Origin of the sequence: Kribbella sancticallisti (assembly GCF_039530625.1) — a bacterium.
Lineage (GTDB): Bacteria > Actinomycetota > Actinomycetes > Propionibacteriales > Kribbellaceae > Kribbella > Kribbella sancticallisti.
Genome location: NZ_BAAAOS010000048.1, coordinates 175,566 through 191,872, shown reverse-complemented (window position 1 = coordinate 191,872; position 16,307 = coordinate 175,566). Strand labels below are relative to the sequence as shown.

At 68.0% G+C, this 16,307-nt stretch carries 13 protein-coding genes and 1 tRNA gene; 8 read left to right on the top strand and 6 right to left on the bottom strand.

The features are described 5' to 3' along the window. Positions 1-177: 177 nt before the first annotated feature. Positions 178-822, top strand: coding sequence for a histidine phosphatase family protein (locus ABD255_RS30240; RefSeq protein ID WP_344220013.1), 645 nt, complete (start codon positions 178-180; stop codon positions 820-822). A gap of 273 nt (positions 823-1,095) precedes the next feature. Further along, positions 1,096-1,171, top strand: a tRNA-Ala gene (locus ABD255_RS30235). 516 nt (positions 1,172-1,687) lie between these two features. Here the strand turns inward: ABD255_RS30235 and qcrB are convergent. Continuing rightward, positions 1,688-3,109, bottom strand: a complete 1,422-nt coding sequence (gene qcrB / locus ABD255_RS30230; protein ID WP_344220011.1) for a cytochrome bc1 complex cytochrome b subunit — start codon at positions 3,107-3,109, stop codon at positions 1,688-1,690. 447 nt (positions 3,110-3,556) lie between these two features. Here qcrB and ABD255_RS30225 point away from each other — a divergent pair, with 447 nt between their 5' ends. The 5 genes from ABD255_RS30225 to ABD255_RS30205 all read left to right on the top strand — a co-directional run bounded on the left by ABD255_RS30225 (position 3,557) and on the right by ABD255_RS30205 (position 8,210). Then, the gene (locus ABD255_RS30225) at positions 3,557-4,525 is read left to right on the top strand and encodes an NAD-dependent epimerase/dehydratase family protein (RefSeq protein ID WP_344220009.1); all 969 of its coding nucleotides are present in this window, start codon (positions 3,557-3,559) and stop codon (positions 4,523-4,525) included. Between the two features lie 39 nt (positions 4,526-4,564). After that, entirely contained in the window at positions 4,565-5,578 is a 1,014-nt protein-coding gene (locus tag ABD255_RS30220) for an O-fucosyltransferase family protein (RefSeq protein ID WP_344220007.1), read from the top strand. Further along, the gene (locus tag ABD255_RS30215; RefSeq protein WP_344220005.1) at positions 5,575-6,435 is read left to right on the top strand and encodes a glycosyltransferase family 2 protein; all 861 of its coding nucleotides are present in this window, start codon (positions 5,575-5,577) and stop codon (positions 6,433-6,435) included. The genes ABD255_RS30220 and ABD255_RS30215 overlap by 4 nt, the downstream gene beginning before the upstream one ends. A 93-nt stretch (positions 6,436-6,528) precedes the next feature. After that, positions 6,529-7,470, top strand: coding sequence for an ATP-binding cassette domain-containing protein (locus tag ABD255_RS30210; RefSeq protein ID WP_344220003.1), 942 nt, complete (start codon positions 6,529-6,531; stop codon positions 7,468-7,470). Beyond that, positions 7,467-8,210, top strand: coding sequence for an ABC transporter permease (locus tag ABD255_RS30205; RefSeq protein WP_344220001.1), 744 nt, complete (start codon positions 7,467-7,469; stop codon positions 8,208-8,210). Before ABD255_RS30210 ends, ABD255_RS30205 begins: the two co-directional genes overlap by 4 nt. Here the strand turns inward: ABD255_RS30205 and ABD255_RS30200 are convergent. The 4 genes from ABD255_RS30200 to ABD255_RS30185 form a co-directional block, all read right to left on the bottom strand. Next, positions 8,194-8,427, bottom strand: a complete 234-nt coding sequence (locus ABD255_RS30200) for a hypothetical protein (protein WP_344219999.1) — start codon at positions 8,425-8,427, stop codon at positions 8,194-8,196. The genes ABD255_RS30205 and ABD255_RS30200 overlap by 17 nt on opposite strands. 39 nt (positions 8,428-8,466) lie before the next feature. After that, positions 8,467-11,334, bottom strand: a complete 2,868-nt coding sequence (locus ABD255_RS30195; RefSeq protein ID WP_344219997.1) for an AfsR/SARP family transcriptional regulator — start codon at positions 11,332-11,334, stop codon at positions 8,467-8,469. A gap of 67 nt (positions 11,335-11,401) precedes the next feature. Next, a complete protein-coding gene (locus tag ABD255_RS30190; RefSeq protein WP_344219995.1) occupies positions 11,402-11,746 on the bottom strand; it encodes a hypothetical protein in 345 nt (114 codons plus the stop codon). Positions 11,747-11,839: 93 nt separating this feature from the next. Continuing rightward, positions 11,840-12,469: a formylglycine-generating enzyme family protein gene (locus tag ABD255_RS30185; protein ID WP_344219993.1), complete on the bottom strand. Its 630-nt coding sequence runs from the start codon at positions 12,467-12,469 to the stop codon at positions 11,840-11,842. Positions 12,470-12,605: 136 nt separating this feature from the next. On the opposite strand from ABD255_RS30185, the gene ABD255_RS30180 reads away from it, so the two are divergent. Continuing rightward, positions 12,606-14,042 (top strand): GuaB1 family IMP dehydrogenase-related protein, encoded by a 1,437-nt coding sequence (locus ABD255_RS30180; protein ID WP_344220397.1) that lies wholly within the window; start codon positions 12,606-12,608, stop codon positions 14,040-14,042. A 93-nt stretch (positions 14,043-14,135) separates the two neighbouring features. Here the strand turns inward: ABD255_RS30180 and ABD255_RS30175 are convergent, their stop codons facing one another. Continuing rightward, positions 14,136-16,199, bottom strand: a complete 2,064-nt coding sequence (locus ABD255_RS30175) for a PQQ-dependent sugar dehydrogenase (protein ID WP_344219991.1) — start codon at positions 16,197-16,199, stop codon at positions 14,136-14,138. Positions 16,200-16,307: the final 108 nt, after the last annotated feature.

The window sequence follows — 16,307 nt, the reverse complement described above, 5'->3', positions numbered from 1 at the left end:
CGCCACCGGCTCCTCCGACGCGACCCGCACTGCTGACGTGGCTGGCACCACCGGCTCCGCCGACGCGACTCGCTCTGCTGGCTCCTCCGCCGGCTCCTCGGATACAGCGGACGCCAACGGCTCGCCGGCCGGCTCCTCGGACGCGACCGGTACCACCGGCTCGTCCGCGCAGGCCGAATGACCGCGGGCCGCCTGATCGTCTGGCGCCACGGCCGGACCGAGTGGAACCTGCAGGACAAGATCCAGGGCCAGGCCGACATCCCGCTCGACGACGTCGGCCTAGCCCAAGCACGCGCCGCGGCAGCCCGGCTAGCCTCGCTCGCCCCCACGCGCCTGTTCTCCAGCGACCTCCAGCGCGCCGCCGCAACAGCCGGTGAGCTGGCAACCTTGACCGGCCTCAAGATCGAGTACGACGAGGCGTTGCGCGAGATCAACGTCGACGACTGGGCCGGCATGACCATGGAAGAGCTAGCCGCGATCCACCCGGAAGCCGCCGCCCGCATCCGCTCTGGCGAGCCCCAACGCCGAGGCACCGCCGGCGAAACCGTAGAAGAGGTAGCCGAACGCTTCGCCCCGGCCTTGACCCGCGCAATAGAACACGGCGAGTCCTCCGACACGGTCGTTGTCGCCACCCACGGCTTGGCCGCCCGAGTAGGCATCTGCCTCTTCCTAGGCATCCCCAAGGCCCACTGGCCCGCCTTCGGCGGCCTCGCCAACTGCAACTGGGTCTCCCTACTCCCCGGCCGCCGCGGCTGGCGCATCGAAGAATGGAACGCCGGCTCCCTCCCCGAACCAGTAATGAGCGACGACCCCCAACGCTGACCACGCATCTCCCGGCCGCCCAACGCCAACAGCGCGTCCTCCGGCCGCCCCAACGCCGACCGCGCGTCCTCGGCCGCCCCAACGCCGACCGCGCGTCCTCCGGCCGCCCGCTTCGGGCCGGCCGACGCCGCTCGCATCTACCACTTCCCACCTCAATTTCCGCCCCCCAACCCACCCTCCCCAGACCTGCTCCTCCTCACCTCCAGCCCCACCCCACCCGATTTTTCTTTGCAGCCCCCCATCCGCTAAACTTCCGGAGTCGCAAGACACCGCGGGGCTTTGGCGCAGTTGGTAGCGCGCTTCCATGGCATGGAAGAGGTCAGGGGTTCGAATCCCCTAAGCTCCACCAGCAGTATCGGCAGGTCAGGAGGCACTTTCGCCCCCTGACCTGTTTTCGTTGGAGGGGTCAGTGGGAGAACCGTTCTCTCCCACCAGCCAGCATCTCGGGACGGTCGACCATGTCGCGTGCGTAGGCCGCCGGCTGAGTCTCTCGTCGAGGAGCTTTAGATCACGAACCTGGCACTCGACATATTTGTAGGTCGCATCGTGCGCCCTGGCGATTTCCATGCCTTCGGTGAGGATCCTCGTACGCTGCCTTAGTACTGCCGGCGAGGTCGTAGCCGGTGTCGAGGACAGCGGTCTTGATGACGTTGTGGTCAACGGCAACCGCACCATGCGGGTCTACGACGTGGGCGGCGACGGTGGACTTCCCAGAACGTGGAACGCCCGACATCTGGAGCAGGAACATCGCTTCCCAACCCTCCATCCGTCGCTGCTCCGGCGCCTCGACCGTCACGTCCGCGTGCCTGATGGCGAGCCACCTAGCAATGGGCAACTGCACCGCTGAGCACGCTCGTTATGCCTCTCATTCAGCCTCCTCGTGCTTTGCGTCGGTGGTCTGTGCGGTCAACGCGCGGCCTTTCGCGGATGCGCCCACGAGTTGCCAGCGCCGGTATACGTCGACTGGACGGTGCTGCTCGACGTACCCGCCGTCCGCACGCCGAACTATCTGGCCGGTCTCGACGCCGAGCACCGCGATCCGCGCATCCTGTTCCTGCAGCCCACTGCAGATGCGGCGCGTGACCATCAGTGCGGCGGGCGGGCCCAGGATCAAGAGGACCTGAAAGACGTGCAGGAGTGAGTTGACCGAAAGGTGGAACAGCACGGCCATGGTGTCGGCGCCGGCTGCGGCCCACAGGACGCCGTAGAAGGTGATTCCGGCGGCTCCGATGCCGGTTCGGGTCGGGTTGTCGCGCGGCCGCTCGAGGAGGTGGTGATCCCGCCGGTCGCCGGTCAGCCGCTCCTCGATGAACGGGTAGACGGCGACGAGCGCGAGGAACAGCGTGCAGACCGTCACCGGCAGCAGAATGGCCAAGCTGAAGGTCTTGCCCCACAAGACGAATTCCCAGCCTGGCGCCAGCCGAAGCGAGCCGTCGAGGAAGGCGAGATACCACGCCGGGCCGACACCGGCCGAGGCGTTCGCCGGATCCGCGGGGCCGTACAGCCACACCGGGTTGATGGTCGCCGTCGCGGCCATCAAGATCGCAACCCCCGCGACAAAGCAGAACAGGCCGACACTCTTGACCGCGGCCGCGGTCGCCGGACGTCCCACGACGTTGTCTTCGGTTCGCCCGGGTCCGGCGAACTGCGCGGGCTTGTGCCTGAGTGCGAGGACCGCGCCGACAACGAAGAGGACAACAAGTACGGCGGGCAGAACGACGACGTGCAACGGGTAGAACTGCGAGATCACATCGCCGGGGAACTGCCCCCCGAACAGCAGGGCCGAGAGAGCAGAGCCGACGAGCGGAGTCGCCTGTAGGACACCGTCGAGTACGGCGAGGCTCGTGCCGGACGCCATGTCGTCCGGAAGTGAGGTGCCGGTGAGGGCCGCGCCCAGCATGACGATGAGCAGCCCGAAGACGACGAGCCAGTTCAGGCGCCGTGGCCGACGGAACCCGGCGGTGAAGAACAGCCGCAACAAGTGCAGCGTGATCGCCGCCACCATGATCAGCGTCGCCCAGTGATGGACCTGGCGCATCAGCAGTCCACCGCGGACCTCGAAGCTGATCGCCATGGTCGACTCCAGCGCCCGCGACATCTCTGCGCCGCGCAGCGGTGCGTACGGTCCGTTGTACACAACGTGATCGACCGACGGTTCGTAGTAGACCGTCAGGACCACGCCGCTGAGCACGATCACGACGAAGCTGTAGAAGGCGATCTGGCCGAACAGCAGCGACCAATGGTCGGGGAATACCCTTGCTCGCAGGTTGTTCCAGGGGCGGTGCATGGTTCGACCCTCCTTGATCATCCTCCACGCCGAACCGCAATCAGCGGTCATCCATATGACCCCGTAGCCATCGCGACTGTGACGTCCCGTGTCGCACATCACGCTCACGCCAGGGCTGGATCGGACGCGCCCGGATTCAACGCGCCGCGCTGGTTGATGCCTTAGGCAAGGACGCCGTGCTGAGTACGCCTGCCGGTGGTTCTGCGGTCTCGGAGGCACTGCATTCGTTCAAGCGCTTGGAACAGGCCCTGTGGCCGGCCGGAGCATTCGACAGCTCTCCACGCGCGAAGGAAGCGCCGTGTACCGGTCGGAGAATGGGGTACTTGCACGACACCATCCAGGGAGGGCCTCGTCGGTGGGCGATCGGTCTTCCTCGTGGGTTTGCGGTTGCTGTGGGACGTCAGGTGACCGTTCTTGGGGGAGGCCCAGCAACAGCTAGGGGACCACATGAGAACGGTGAGTGATGCGCGCATCCTGGTGACCGGCGCGGGCGGGTTCATCGGGCACCACCTCGTGACGTCGCTGAAGCGGCGTGGGTACTGGGTGCGAGGCGTCGACCTTCACCCTCCCGACTACACCGCGGTGGACGCTGACGAATTCGAACTGCGGGACCTCCGGCGCTTCGACGAATGTCTCCTGGCCACCCGGGGCATCGATCATGTCTATGCGCTGGCTGCCGACATGGGCGGTATGGGATTCATCTCGGCCAACCACGCGACGATTCTGCACAACAACGCGTTGATCAACATCCACACGCTCGAAGCGGCCCGGATGAACGGGGTTTCGCGCTACCTGTTCAGTTCGTCGGCCTGCGTCTACCCCGATTTCCTGCAGAACGACGCGAACGTCACTCCGCTCAAGGAGCAGGACGCGTACCCCGCCAATCCGCAGGACGCGTACGGCTGGGAGAAACTGTTCGCCGAGCGCGTCTGCCTCGCGTACGCCGAGGAGCACGGGCTCGAAACCCGAATCGTGCGTTTCCACAACATCTACGGTCCCTATGGAACGTACGACGGCGGCCGCGAGAAGGTGCCGGCGGCGCTGTGCCGGAAGGTCGCGGCTGTCGAGCCAGGCGGCGAGATCGAGATCTGGGGTGACGGGGAACAGACACGGTCGTTCTGCTACGTGGACGACTGCGTGGAAGGAATCTACCGGCTGATGCAGTCGGACTACCGGGAGCCACTCAACCTCGGCAGCGAGGACATGGTGACGGTCAACGAACTGGCCCACCTGGTCATCACCCAGTCAGGCAAGCACGGCGTGACGCTGAAGCATGTCGACGGGCCACAGGGGGTGCGGGGCCGCAATTCCGACAATCGGCGGCTCCGGGAAGTTCTGGAATGGGAGCCGGTTGTCACGCTCGACCAGGGACTCGAGCCCACTTACCAATGGATAGAGAAGCAGGTGGCGCAGTGACAGAGCCGACGCGGCGAAGGCGAGGACGGGACCGGGACCATGGGTGACGGGACGCCCAGGCTCCACATCATCTGTGAACGGGACGTGGGTCTGTTCTCACTCGTTCAACAGGTCATAGCCAATATTCCCTGGGCCGTCGCGCAGAATCGCATTCCGGTGGTTCATTTCGGGGACGGCACCTGCTATTGGACGCCCAACGGCTACCGGGGCCGGCAGACGGTCTGGGAGTACTACTTCGAACCTCTGGACCCGAGCTGTCCGGCGGCACGAATCCCGGCACCCGTCAAAGCGCTCATAGCCGCTGATCCGCCGTCTCCGTTCGAGGTCGGCTACCTCGTCGACGAGGACATCTTCGTGTCGAGCCATTTCGGCGATCACCCGCTACTGGAAGGTGCCGCCTTGCGCATTCCCTATCAGTGGGACGATCCGGACGACCGGCTGAGAGGCGAGGCGAAGGCGATTCTGGACAAGTACGTCCGGCCGCGCGCTTACCTCTCGCGGAAGGTGGACGACTTCTTCGCGAGTCACCTGGCAGGGCAGTACCTCGTCGGAGTCCACGTACGGGGTACCGATGCGACTTCTCCGCAGGAGGTGCGCACCTTCCGCCAGGGCTCGCTCGTGTTGTCGCGGTACTGCGCCGAGATCGAGGGGCTGCTGGAGATCCACCCGACGGCGAAGATCTTCGTCGCGTCGGACGAGCAGTCTTCGGTGGACCAATTGGCAGCGGCGTTTCCGGACCGCGTCATCGCGTACGACTGCGTCCGGCATCAGGGCGGTGAGGCGGCCGGTCAGGGCCCGACGGGATGGATCATGCCGGCCTACATCGCCGCCGACCGGGCCGTGGCGGCGAAGAACGGCGAGGACGCGATCGTCGAATACCTGCTGCTGAGCCGGTGTGACCACCTTGTCCACAACGGGTCGAGTCTGGCGAGGACCGTACTGCTGAACGCTCCGGAGTTGGCGCACACCAATACGCACCGCAGGTCGCCGGATGGCCTCGAATCACCAGCGGCGGCCGGTCTCGGTGACGGGCCTGGGGCGGGTGGGTCATGACCGGTCTCGACCCGGCGACGATCGAGCGCGTCAAGGCGGAGAAGGAACGGCGAACCTCGTCGGCGTGGAAGTACCAGGACCGGCCGCAACTGGCGTTCATCGTCCAGTCGTTCAACCGGATCTCCAACATCGAGCAGCTGATCGGCGGTTTGCGGGCCTTGGGCAACCACGAGCTGATCGTCTGTGAGGACGGCTCGCTGGACGGCTCGCAGGAGAAGTGGCTGTCCTATCTGGAGCGGCCGAACGACTTCCTGATCCACTCGAACGACCTGCACGAGATCAGGATCCTCGATCGGGCGATCAGGTTCGCCCGGTCGGACATCGTCTGCCTGGTGCAGGACGACGACCACGTACCCCGTGAGACCGGCTGGCTGGAGTCCGCGCTCGGATGCTTCGCGGCTCATCCCCGGCTGGCGATCCTCGGCGGGTTCATGGGGTTCGGGAGCTTCGATCCCGATCCCGCGAAGGCGAAGCGCATCTGGGGAGGCGACGAGTTCCGTTTCGTCCAGCACGTCAACATCGGGCCGTACTTCGTTCGCCGGCGCAGCTACGAGACCCTGGGCGGCTGGGACTACTCGTTCTCCGAGGTCGGCGAGCCAGGCATCTGCTTCGACAACGAGCTCTGCCTGCGCGCCTGGATGAACGATTTCCAGGTGGGCTACCGGTTCGTCCCGTTCAAGGGCCCCGCCGGACACTACGAGCCCGACGGAGGGACCGTCCTGTTCTCGAACGAGATCAGAGTGAGGAACTCGGTCCGCAACTCCGACACGATCTTCGCGATGTACGGCCCGCAGGCCGACCACATCGACCAACTCGTGGCCGCCGCCAACGCGTCCCTGGGCCCGTCTGCCGGGTGAGGCTCCGCCTGCGTGACGAGGGCGGACACCGTGTCAGGGGCCGTGTAGGCGGTGTGTCAGGCGGGTGTCAGGGCGGGCGCCGAGGGTAGGCGCATGACAGATTCTGCGATTGAGGTTTCCGGGCTGCGGAAGGCTTTTGGGGACAAGGTGGTGCTCGAGGGCATCGATCTGGAGGTTCCCGCGGGCACGGTCTTCTCCCTGCTCGGGCCTAACGGAGCGGGTAAGACGACGACGGTGAACGTGCTGACCACGTTGATGGCGGCCGATGGTGGGACGGCGCGGGTTGCCGGGCATGATGTGGCGACCGAGGCCAAGGCGGTGCGCTCGGTGATCGGGGTCACCGGTCAGTTCGCGGCGGTGGACGAGCTGCTGACGGGGCAGGAGAACCTGCAGCTGATGGTGGATCTGAACCGGCGCTCAGCCGGCGACGACCGGCGGGTCGTCGCCGATCTGCTGGAACGCTTCGAACTGGTGGAGTCGGCGCAGAAGCCCGCGTCGACCTATTCCGGTGGGATGCGCCGCAAGCTCGATCTGGCGATGACGCTGGTCGGCAACCCGCGGATCATCTTCCTGGACGAGCCGACGACGGGGCTGGACCCGCGCAGCCGGCGCACGATGTGGTCGATCATCCGCGGTCTGGTCGCCGACGGCGTGACCATCTTCCTCACCACCCAGTACCTCGAGGAGGCCGACCAGCTCGCCGACCGCGTCGCAGTACTCGATCAGGGCCGGCTGGTCGCCCAGGGCACTCCCGAGGAGCTCAAACGCCTGGTGCCCGGGACGCACGTCCGGCTCCGGTTCACCACCGCCGCGGAACTCGACGCGGCCGCGCGGATCCTCACCGATGCCACCCGGGACGACGAGGCACTGGCCCTGCGGGTTCCCAGCGATGGCGGCACGAAATCGCTGCGGGCCCTGCTGGACCGGCTCGACGAGTACGCGATCAGTGCCGAAGAGTTCTCCGTCCACACCCCTGATCTCGACGACGTTTTCCTCGCCCTGACGGGCCACAGCACGGAGGTAGCCGCGAAATGAAGTCCCCATCGATGGTCATGCTGCGCCGCAACCTCAAGCACATCGCCCGGAACCCGGTGTCGGTGTTCAACGCGGTCCTGATGCCGGTCGTGGTCATGTTGATGTTCGTGTACATGCTCGGAGACGCCTTCAGCGTGGGTGTCGACTATGTCGACTACGCGACGCCGGGCCTGCTCCTGCTGGCCGTCTGCTACGGACTGGGGTCCGTGGCGGTGGCGGTGAACTCCGACATGACCAAGGGCATCATCAACCGGTTCAAGGTCATGGACGTCCCGCGCAGCGCGGTGCTGACCGGCCACGTCGTGGCCAGCGTGCTGACCAACCTGATCGCCATCGCGGCGATCATCGGAGTCGCCTTCCTGCTGGGATTCAGTCCCTCGGCGAGTTTCCTCGACTGGCTCGGCGTGATCGGCCTGGTCGTCCTGCTCGGTGTCGCGGCCGGCTGGCTCACGGTCGCCCTGGGACTGGCGGCGAAATCCCCGGAAACGGCCGGGATGGGCTCGGTGCCGCTGGTTATGCTCCCGTTCTTCAGCAGCGCGATCGTTCCGGCGGACAAGATGGGGCCCGGACTCCGGGAGTTCGCGGAGTACCAGCCGTTCACGCCGATCATCGAGACCCTGCGCGGTCTGCTCAACGGCGCGCCGGCCGCCGGCGACGTGATCCCCGCCCTCGGCTGGTGCGTCGGCATCGCTCTGGTCGGGTATCTGTGGGCGTCCTCGACGTTCATGAAGCGAGCGTGACCGCGACCAACTCCCGCCAACTGGCCTGTGCACCCTCCTGCGTCGCCTCGGTGAACCGCGTGTCACCGAGGCGGCGCCGCGCTTCGTCCTCGATCCGGGTCACGTCCGGTTGGGAACGATCCGGCAGACCCCGTACGCCGGCGCTCGCCGCGAGCAGCCGGGCGGCCTGCTCGTACTGTTCGTTGCGCAGGGCAAGATCCGCGATCCCGACGAGCACCTGGGCGATCTGGGTCGCGGGCGCCCCCTCGCACGCCGCCTAGTACGCCGCGACGCGGTGTTCACGGGCCTCGTCGAGATCCTCGGCGAGGTAGCCCAGCACATCGTGTCTCAGCGCGCGGATGTAGGCCCGGTCGGCGTCGTCGCCCAGCAACTCTGTCGTGATGTCGAGTTGCCGGTGTGCCTGCTCGGCATCGCCGCTCCAGCGGGCGAGCCCGGCCTTCGCCAGGGCCAGCTCGGCCAGCGCCTCCGGCCAGGCGACCCGTTCCGCGCACTGCTGCGCCTCGGCCATCGCGGCCGCGGTGGAGTCCTCGTCGCCCAGCAGCCAGTACAACTGGGCCTGCCGTGACCGCATCCGTACGACATCCTCGATGGCGCCGACCTCGGTGACGACTGCGACCGCCTGTTCGTAGTACTCGCACGCCCTGGCGAACTCGCCGCGCATGGCGATGCGGTCCGCCAGTTCGGTCAGGGCGAACGACATCCCCCACCGCTCTCCGAGCGCGCGGAATTCGGTGAGCGCCATCTCGAGACTGGCGTCCGCATCCGGGCTGCCGTGGCCGAGCAGGATCCGCATCTTGCCGAGCTGCAGCCGGGCAAGAGCCCGAACCCAGGGGTCCTCGTCGGCGAGCAACGGTTCGAACGCGGACAGGTACGCGTCCGGACCCTGCAACAGGCGCTCCAGTGCGGAGGTCAATCTCACCGCCGGGTGACGGCTCTGGACACGTTGGCTGATCTCGTAGGCCTCGCGGATCCACTCTTCCGCCTGGTACTGGTCACGCCCGCGCCCAGACGTCATGAACCCCGTCACGAACGCGTAGACCACGGCCTGGATGTCGTCGGCCACCTCGCCGGGCAGGGCAGCGGCCGCCATGATCAGCTCGTTGCCCTCCACCTTGTGCCCGCTGAGCCACCAGTACCAGGCGGCGGCAGCGGCGAGCCGCATCGCCCCGGCCGCCTCGCCGGCCGCGAGCGCACCGCGCATCGCGGCAGCGATGTTGTCGTGCTCGACCTCGAGCGCGGCAAGCCATTCCAGCTGCTCCGCGCGGCGAAGATGCGGCTCCGCGGTCTCGGCGAGTTCGGTGAAGTACGCGAGATGCGTACGCCGGGTCAGCTCCGATTCCCCCGCCTCCGCGAGACGCTGTTCGGCGTACTCCTTGATGGTGCCGAGCATCCGGTACCGCGGCGCGCTGTCGCCCTCGGCGACCAGCAGCGATTTCTCGGTCAGCGCGGTCAGCAACTCGAGCACCTGGCTCGGCTCGACCGCGTCGCCGACGCAGACCCGCTCGGCCGCTTCCAGGCTCGCCCCGGCCGAGAACACCGAGAGCCTGCGCAGCACCACCCGCTCGGCGTCGGTCAGCAACTCCCAGCTCCAGTCGACCATCGCACGCAGCGTCCGGTGCCGGGGCAACGCGGTACGGCTGCCGCCGGTCAGCAGCCGGAACCGGTCGTCGAGCCGGTTGGCGAGCTGGTCGAGGGACATGGTGCGCAACCTGGCCGCGGCCAGTTCGATCGCCAGCGGCATCCCGTCCAGCGCCCGGCTGACGCGCACCATGGTCGACAACGTGCCGGCGTCGGCCGCGAGATCCTTGCGTACCGCGCTCGCCCGGTCCCGCAGCAGCCGGACGGCCGGCGCGGACTCGATCTCGCCGGGGCCGGCGTTCGCGTCCGGCAGGCCCAGTGGCGCGACCGGCCAGAGCACCTCACCGGTGATGCCGAGCGGTTCCCTGCTCGTCGCCAGGATCCGCAGCCGCCGGCACTCCCCGAGCACTCGATGGGCGAACGCCGCCGCCGACTCGATCACGTGCTCGCAGTTGTCCAGGATCAGCAGCACCTCCCGCTCGCGGATCGCCGCGATGAGACGGTCCGTCGGCTCCGCGTCCGGCGTCTCGCCGAGCAGGGCATCCCGGAGGCCGAGCCCGGTGAGCGTCGCCTGCGCCACGTCGCCGTCGGCGCCGATGGCCGCGAGCTCCACCAGCCAGGCTCCGTCCGGCAGGTCGCCGAGCAGCGTACGCGCGGTTTCCGTGGCAAGTCTGGTCTTCCCGGCGCCGCCCGGCCCGATCAGGGTGGTGAGCCGATGGTCGGCGATGAGTTCGCGGACCGCGGCGACGTCGGCGTCCTTGCCGACGAAGCTGGTCAGTTCGGCGCGCAGGTTGGTCTTCCGGGTCTCCTCCCGCTGTCCCAACTCGCCTCGCAGCAGCGCGACGTGCACCGTGGACAGTTCCGGTGAGGGGTCGACGCCCAGCGCGTCCGCCAGGGCTTCTCTCGTGCGCTGGTACACGAGCAGCGCCTCGCTGTCGCGACCGGTCGCGGCGAGGGCGCGCATCAGGGCGGCGACCAGCCGTTCCCGTACCGGATGCGCGGCCACCAGGTCGGTCAGTTCCGTGACCAGTTGCCCGCCGTGGCCGAGGCTGATCTCCGCGTCGAACCGATCCTCCATGGCTGTCAGGCGTAGCCGGTCGAGCCGGCTGACCGCAGCGTCGAACGCCGCGCTGTCCTGCAAACCGACATCCTGCAGGGCCGCACCGCGCCACACCGCGAGGGCCTCGCGCAGCAGCCGTACCCGCCGTGGATCCGCGTCGTTGCGAGCCTGGGCGACCAGGCGTTCGAACCGTACGGCGTCGACCGCGTCGGGTTCCACCCTCAACCGGTAGCCGTCCGGCTGCCCTTCGACCGACCCTTCCGGCAGCACCTTCCGCAGCCGGGAAACCAAGCGCTGCAAGGCATTCGCCGCGTCGGCGGGCGGCTGTTCGCCCCAGATCCAGTCGACCAGCGTCGCCTTCGGGACCACCTGACCCGGTTGGAGCGCGAGGGCGACCAACAGCCCGCGCAGCCGGGCGCCCGGCACATCGGCGAAGACGCCGTCGGCCGTGCGAACCTCGAACGGTCCCAGCATCCCGATCTGCACCCGGCGCATTCTGCCACGGGCGATCAGCAGGCCTCCGCCTGATGACGTAGCGCGAAAAGGTGTCCGCTCATGCGCGTCGGTGGAGAACGGCCAGGCGTACTGCGTACGCGAGGCAGGCGATGGCTAGGACCGGTAGGGCGACGAGGGTTGGATTCACCCAGGCTGGGACCAGGTCGTAGCCCGCGTGGCATCTGTCGTGGAGAGGGAACCACTGGGTGTACTCGTCGAAGTTCGCTCGGCGGTAGGCGCGGTCGTAGGGCTCACCGGCGGCGTGGCAGGACTCTTCTGGGTCGAGGTTCGCACCGGCCAGGGAGCCGGCTAGGTAGGTGATGGCCGTCCCCAGGGTGAGTAGTAGGGCTGTCGCGGCGAACCAGACGGGGTTGTGGCGCCGGCGGCCGAGAAGGAGACCCATGGGGGCAACTATGCAGGAGACGTGGTCCCCGGAGTGGGCGCCGACCATGAGGAGGGCCAAGGGATGACGACGAGCAGTACGCCGGGGGGCCGGTTAGACGGATCGCGCCAGGCGGAAGCCGAGGTCGTCGATGTGGAAGGTCGGGTGGCTCTTGCGGCGGCAGGAGGCGCGGCAGGCGCGGGGCGGGTCGTAGGCGCCGCCGCCGCGGAAGACCCGGTACGGGCCGTAGACCTCGGCGTCGTAGAGATCCCAGGTCCATTCCCACACGTTGCCGAGCATGTCGTGGAAACCCCATGCGTTCGGCAGTCGACCGCCGACTTCGTGGATGCGCTCCGAAGAGTTCTCGCGATACCAGGCGATCTCATCCAATTCCCCGTACTGCGCTGCGGTGCTCCCCGCGCGGCACGCGTATTCCCACTCGGCCTCGGAGGGCAGGCGGTAACCCTTCGCATCCCACTTGCAGACGACGCCCTCGGCGTCGGGATCGTCCCCGATCGTGTAGACGGGCTCCAGATCCTGCTCGAGCGACAGTTGGTTGCAGAACCTGATGGCGTCCAGCCACGACACATCGGTCACCGGCAGGCCGGCATCAGCCGACGCGCCGAAGTACTGGCCGCGGGTGACGGGTGTCGGCGCCAAGCGAAACGCCGGGAACTCGGCCTTCCAGATGTTTCTGGTGCCTTCGTCGCGGAGGAAGATCGCAGCGGCGGGAACGTCGAGCATGACAGCGACAGTACGCGGAGTACGGAGCACGGCCGGACGATCGCGCCAGCACGTCGTTGCCGTCGATGGCGTACGCTCCGAGGGGTCCGTAGTCCTTGCCGGACGCAACCGCCGTCCGGCTGGTGAGGTGGTCGACGTGCGCTTTCTCGGAGAGTTGGTTCCGCAACAGGACCTCACGTTCAGTGACGTTTTCCTGGTGCCCAACCGGTCGGCGGTGGCGTCGCGGCTGGACGTCGACCTTGCCGCCGGTGACGGGACCGGTGCTTCCATCCCGATCGTCGCGGCGAACATGACCGCGGTGTCCGGCCGGCGGATGGCCGAGACGATCGCGCGGTGTGGCGGGCTGGCGGTGATCCCGCAGGACATCCCGGTCGAGGTGGTGGCCGAGGTGGTCTCGTGGATCAAGGAGCGGCACACGATCTACGACACCCCGCTCACGATGCCCGCCAACGGCACGGTCGGTGAGGCGCTGAACCTGCTGCCGAAGCGCGGGCACGGCGCCGTGATCGTGGTCGAGGACGGTCGCGCGGTCGGGGTGGTGACCGACGCGGACTGCGAGGGCGTCGATCGGTACACCCAACTCGGCGGGATCATGTCGCGCGAGTTGCTCACGTTGCCGGCCGGGATCGCGGCCGAGGAGGCGTTCGACCAGTTGCACGACGGGCGGCACCGGCTGGCTCCCGTGGTTGACGACCAAGGCCGGATCGTCGGCATCCTCACCAGGCAGCGAGCCCTCCGCGCCACACTCTATGAGCCCGCCGTCGATGCACAAGGCAAGCTGCGGGTCGCCGCGGCGATCGGGATCAACGGTGACGCCGAGCAGAAGGCGAAGGCCCTGCTGGACGCGGGTATCGACGCGCTGGTGGTCGACACCGCCCACGGTCACCAGGAGCGCATGCTCGAAGTACTGCGTACCGTCCGCGCGCTGGGCCCGCAAGTGCCGGTTGTCGCGGGTAACGTCGTCACCGCCGAGGGCGTCGAAGACCTGGTGGAAGCCGGTGCCGACATCGTGAAGGTCGGGGTCGGACCGGGCGCGATGTGCACGACCCGGATGCAGACGGCCGTCGGGCGGCCGCAGTTCTCAGCCGTTCTCGAGTGCGCGACGAGGGCCCGGCAGCTCGGCAAGCACGTCTGGGCCGACGGCGGTGTGCGGCATCCGCGGGATGTGGCGCTCGCGCTCGCCGCCGGGGCCTCCAGCGTGATGATCGGCTCCTGGTTCGCGGGCACCTACGAGTCGCCCGGCGATCCGCATCGCGACAGCAAGGGGCGGATCTACAAGGAGAGCTTCGGGATGGCGTCGGCCCGCGCAGTACGCCTCCGTACTGCGGACGACACCCCCTTCCAGCGTGCTCGCAAGAGCTTCTTCGGCGAGGGAATCTCGACGGCCCGGATGTACCTCGACCCCGAGCGGCCGAGTGTCGAGGACGTGCTCGACTCGATCGTGTCCGGTATCCGCAGCTCCTGCACGTACGTCGGCGCCACCAACCTCGGCGAGTTCCACGAGCGCGCGGTGGTCGGCATCCAGAGCGCGGCCGGCTACACGGAAGGCAAGCCGGTCGACACCAGTTGGTGAACCTCAACGAGATCGCCGCCCGGCGTGCAACCGAAGACGCGAGTGCAGGCCGACGGGCCCTTCCCGGATCGAGGAAGGGCCCGCGCTGGGTGCCTACTGGAACTTCAGGCGGACGATGACGTTGTCGAGGACGGTGGGGGTGCCGCCGTTCATGTCGTTGTTGGTGGAGCTGAGCCAAAGGGCTCCGTCGGGGGTCTTGGTGACGCTGCGGAGGCGGCCCCAGCGGCCGGAGAAGACGGCTTGGGGAGTGCCTACGCCGGTGCCGGTGCTGTTGATCTGGGTGACCCAGAGTTGGCGGCCGGTAACGCCGGCGATGTAGATCCAGTCGTTGACGATCTCCACGCCGCTCGGGCCGGCCTGGGAGGTCGCCCAGGTGCGCTTCGGGGCGATGTAGCCGCCGCAGTCGCCGATGGTGCCCTCACAGGCGGGCCAGCCGTAGTTGCCGCCCTTCTGGATCAGATTGAGCTCGTCCTGGCTGTTCTCGCCGAACTCCCCGGCCCACAGTTGTCCGCGGGAGTCCCACGCCAGGCCCTGCGGGTTGCGGAAGCCCAGGCCCCACACATACCGCGCGTTGCCACCGGTGCTGAAGAACGGGTTGTCGCTGGGCGGAGTACCGTCCGGGTTGATCCGCAGGATCTTGCCGTTCAGCGAGCTCCGGTTCTGCGAGTTGGCGCTGTTCTTGGCATCGCCGACGGCGGCGTAGAGCTTGCCGTCCGGGCCGAACCGCAGTCGCCCGCCGTTGTGGTACCGGTTCTTCGCCAGCCCGGTCAGGACCGGCTCCGACGTGGTTCCCAGGACTCCGTTCTCGTACTTCATCCGCACGATCCGGTTGTCGTTCGCGGCCGTGTGGTAGAGGTACACCCAGTGGTCGGCGCTGAAGTTGGGCGACAACGCCAGCCCCAGCAGCCCGCCTTCGCCCGTCGTCGTGGCAGCCCCCGGGACCTTGCCCAGCGTCGTCTTCTGCCCAGTCGCCGTCACCAGCAGCAGTTCGAACCGGTCCCGCTCGGTGACAAGGGCCGATCCGGAGTTGTCCGGCAGGAACGCCACGCTCCAGCCGAGGTCGACCCTCGCGATGTCCCGCTCGTACGCCGGAATGCCCCCGGTGCCGGTGGTCGCAGTACGGACTGTCACGGCGTTGCTCGGGCCGGACGCGTTGCCGTCGGGATCACGAGCCTTGACGGTGAACGTGTACTGCGTGTTCGGCGCGAGGTTGGTGATCGTGGCGGTCAGGGAGTTCGTGGTCGACACCCTCGTGGCGCCCTGGTAGACGTCGTAGCCGGCGATGCTGCCGCTGTTGTCGGTCGACGCGTTCCAGGCCAGGCTGACGCTGTTCGCCGTCACGTTCGTCGTCCGGAGGTTGCCGGGTGCGGTCGGTGGTTCGGCGTCTCCGCTCGGTGGCGTGGTGAAGGCGACCACGTTGCTCTGCTGGGAGGCGTTGCCTGCGGCATCGAACGCGCCGATGGACACGTCGTAGCCGGTGTTCGCCGTCAGCGTGTCGACGGTCGCCGTCAAGGTGTTGCCGTCGACCACCTTGAGCACGTTGCCGCCGCGGTTGATCTCGTACCGGACCACGCCGACGTTGTCCGACGCGGCCGTCCAGGTGAAGGTGGCGGCGTTCGACTTGATGTTGCTGACGGCAAGGTTTCCGGGCGCCGACGGCGGCTGGGTGTCGTCGCTGGTCGGGTTGACCGTGAGCTTGTCCGCGTTCGGGCCGCCGTCGGCGGTGGTCGCGCGGGCCCGGATCGTGTTGGTGCCGGCGGCAAGCGTCAGCCGGACGGTCTTCGTCTGCCAGGTGGTCCAGGCGCCGGTCCCGGGGAAGGTGATCCCGACCGCGCCGGCCACGCCGTTCACGGTGAAGTCGAGCGGACGGGAGGCGGTGGTCCCGTTCGCGTACCGCAACGTCACGTCGGCCGGCCCGGCCGGCGCCGTCACCGTCCACTCGACGTAGCTACCCACCAGGTTGTCGTAGTTGACGAACCCGCTGCCGGTGTAGCCGGCGTGGTTGGACTCCACCAGGCCTTGGGAGATGGTGGCGTTCTCGGCCTGGTAGTCGGTGGGTGCCGCGCTCGCGGTCGGAGTCAGCGGTGCGAGAGCGAGCGTGACGGCAATGGCCGCCAGGCCGCCGGTCAGCGCACGCCGAAGGGCTCGGGGGTTCATGAGGGTCTCCTGGTATTCCGGGGGCGGAAGGAGTGCAGGGGAACCAACTCGATAGTTAGGAACCTTTCCTAACCAGCCGTCGCATCACACCACCGCCCGAAGACCACT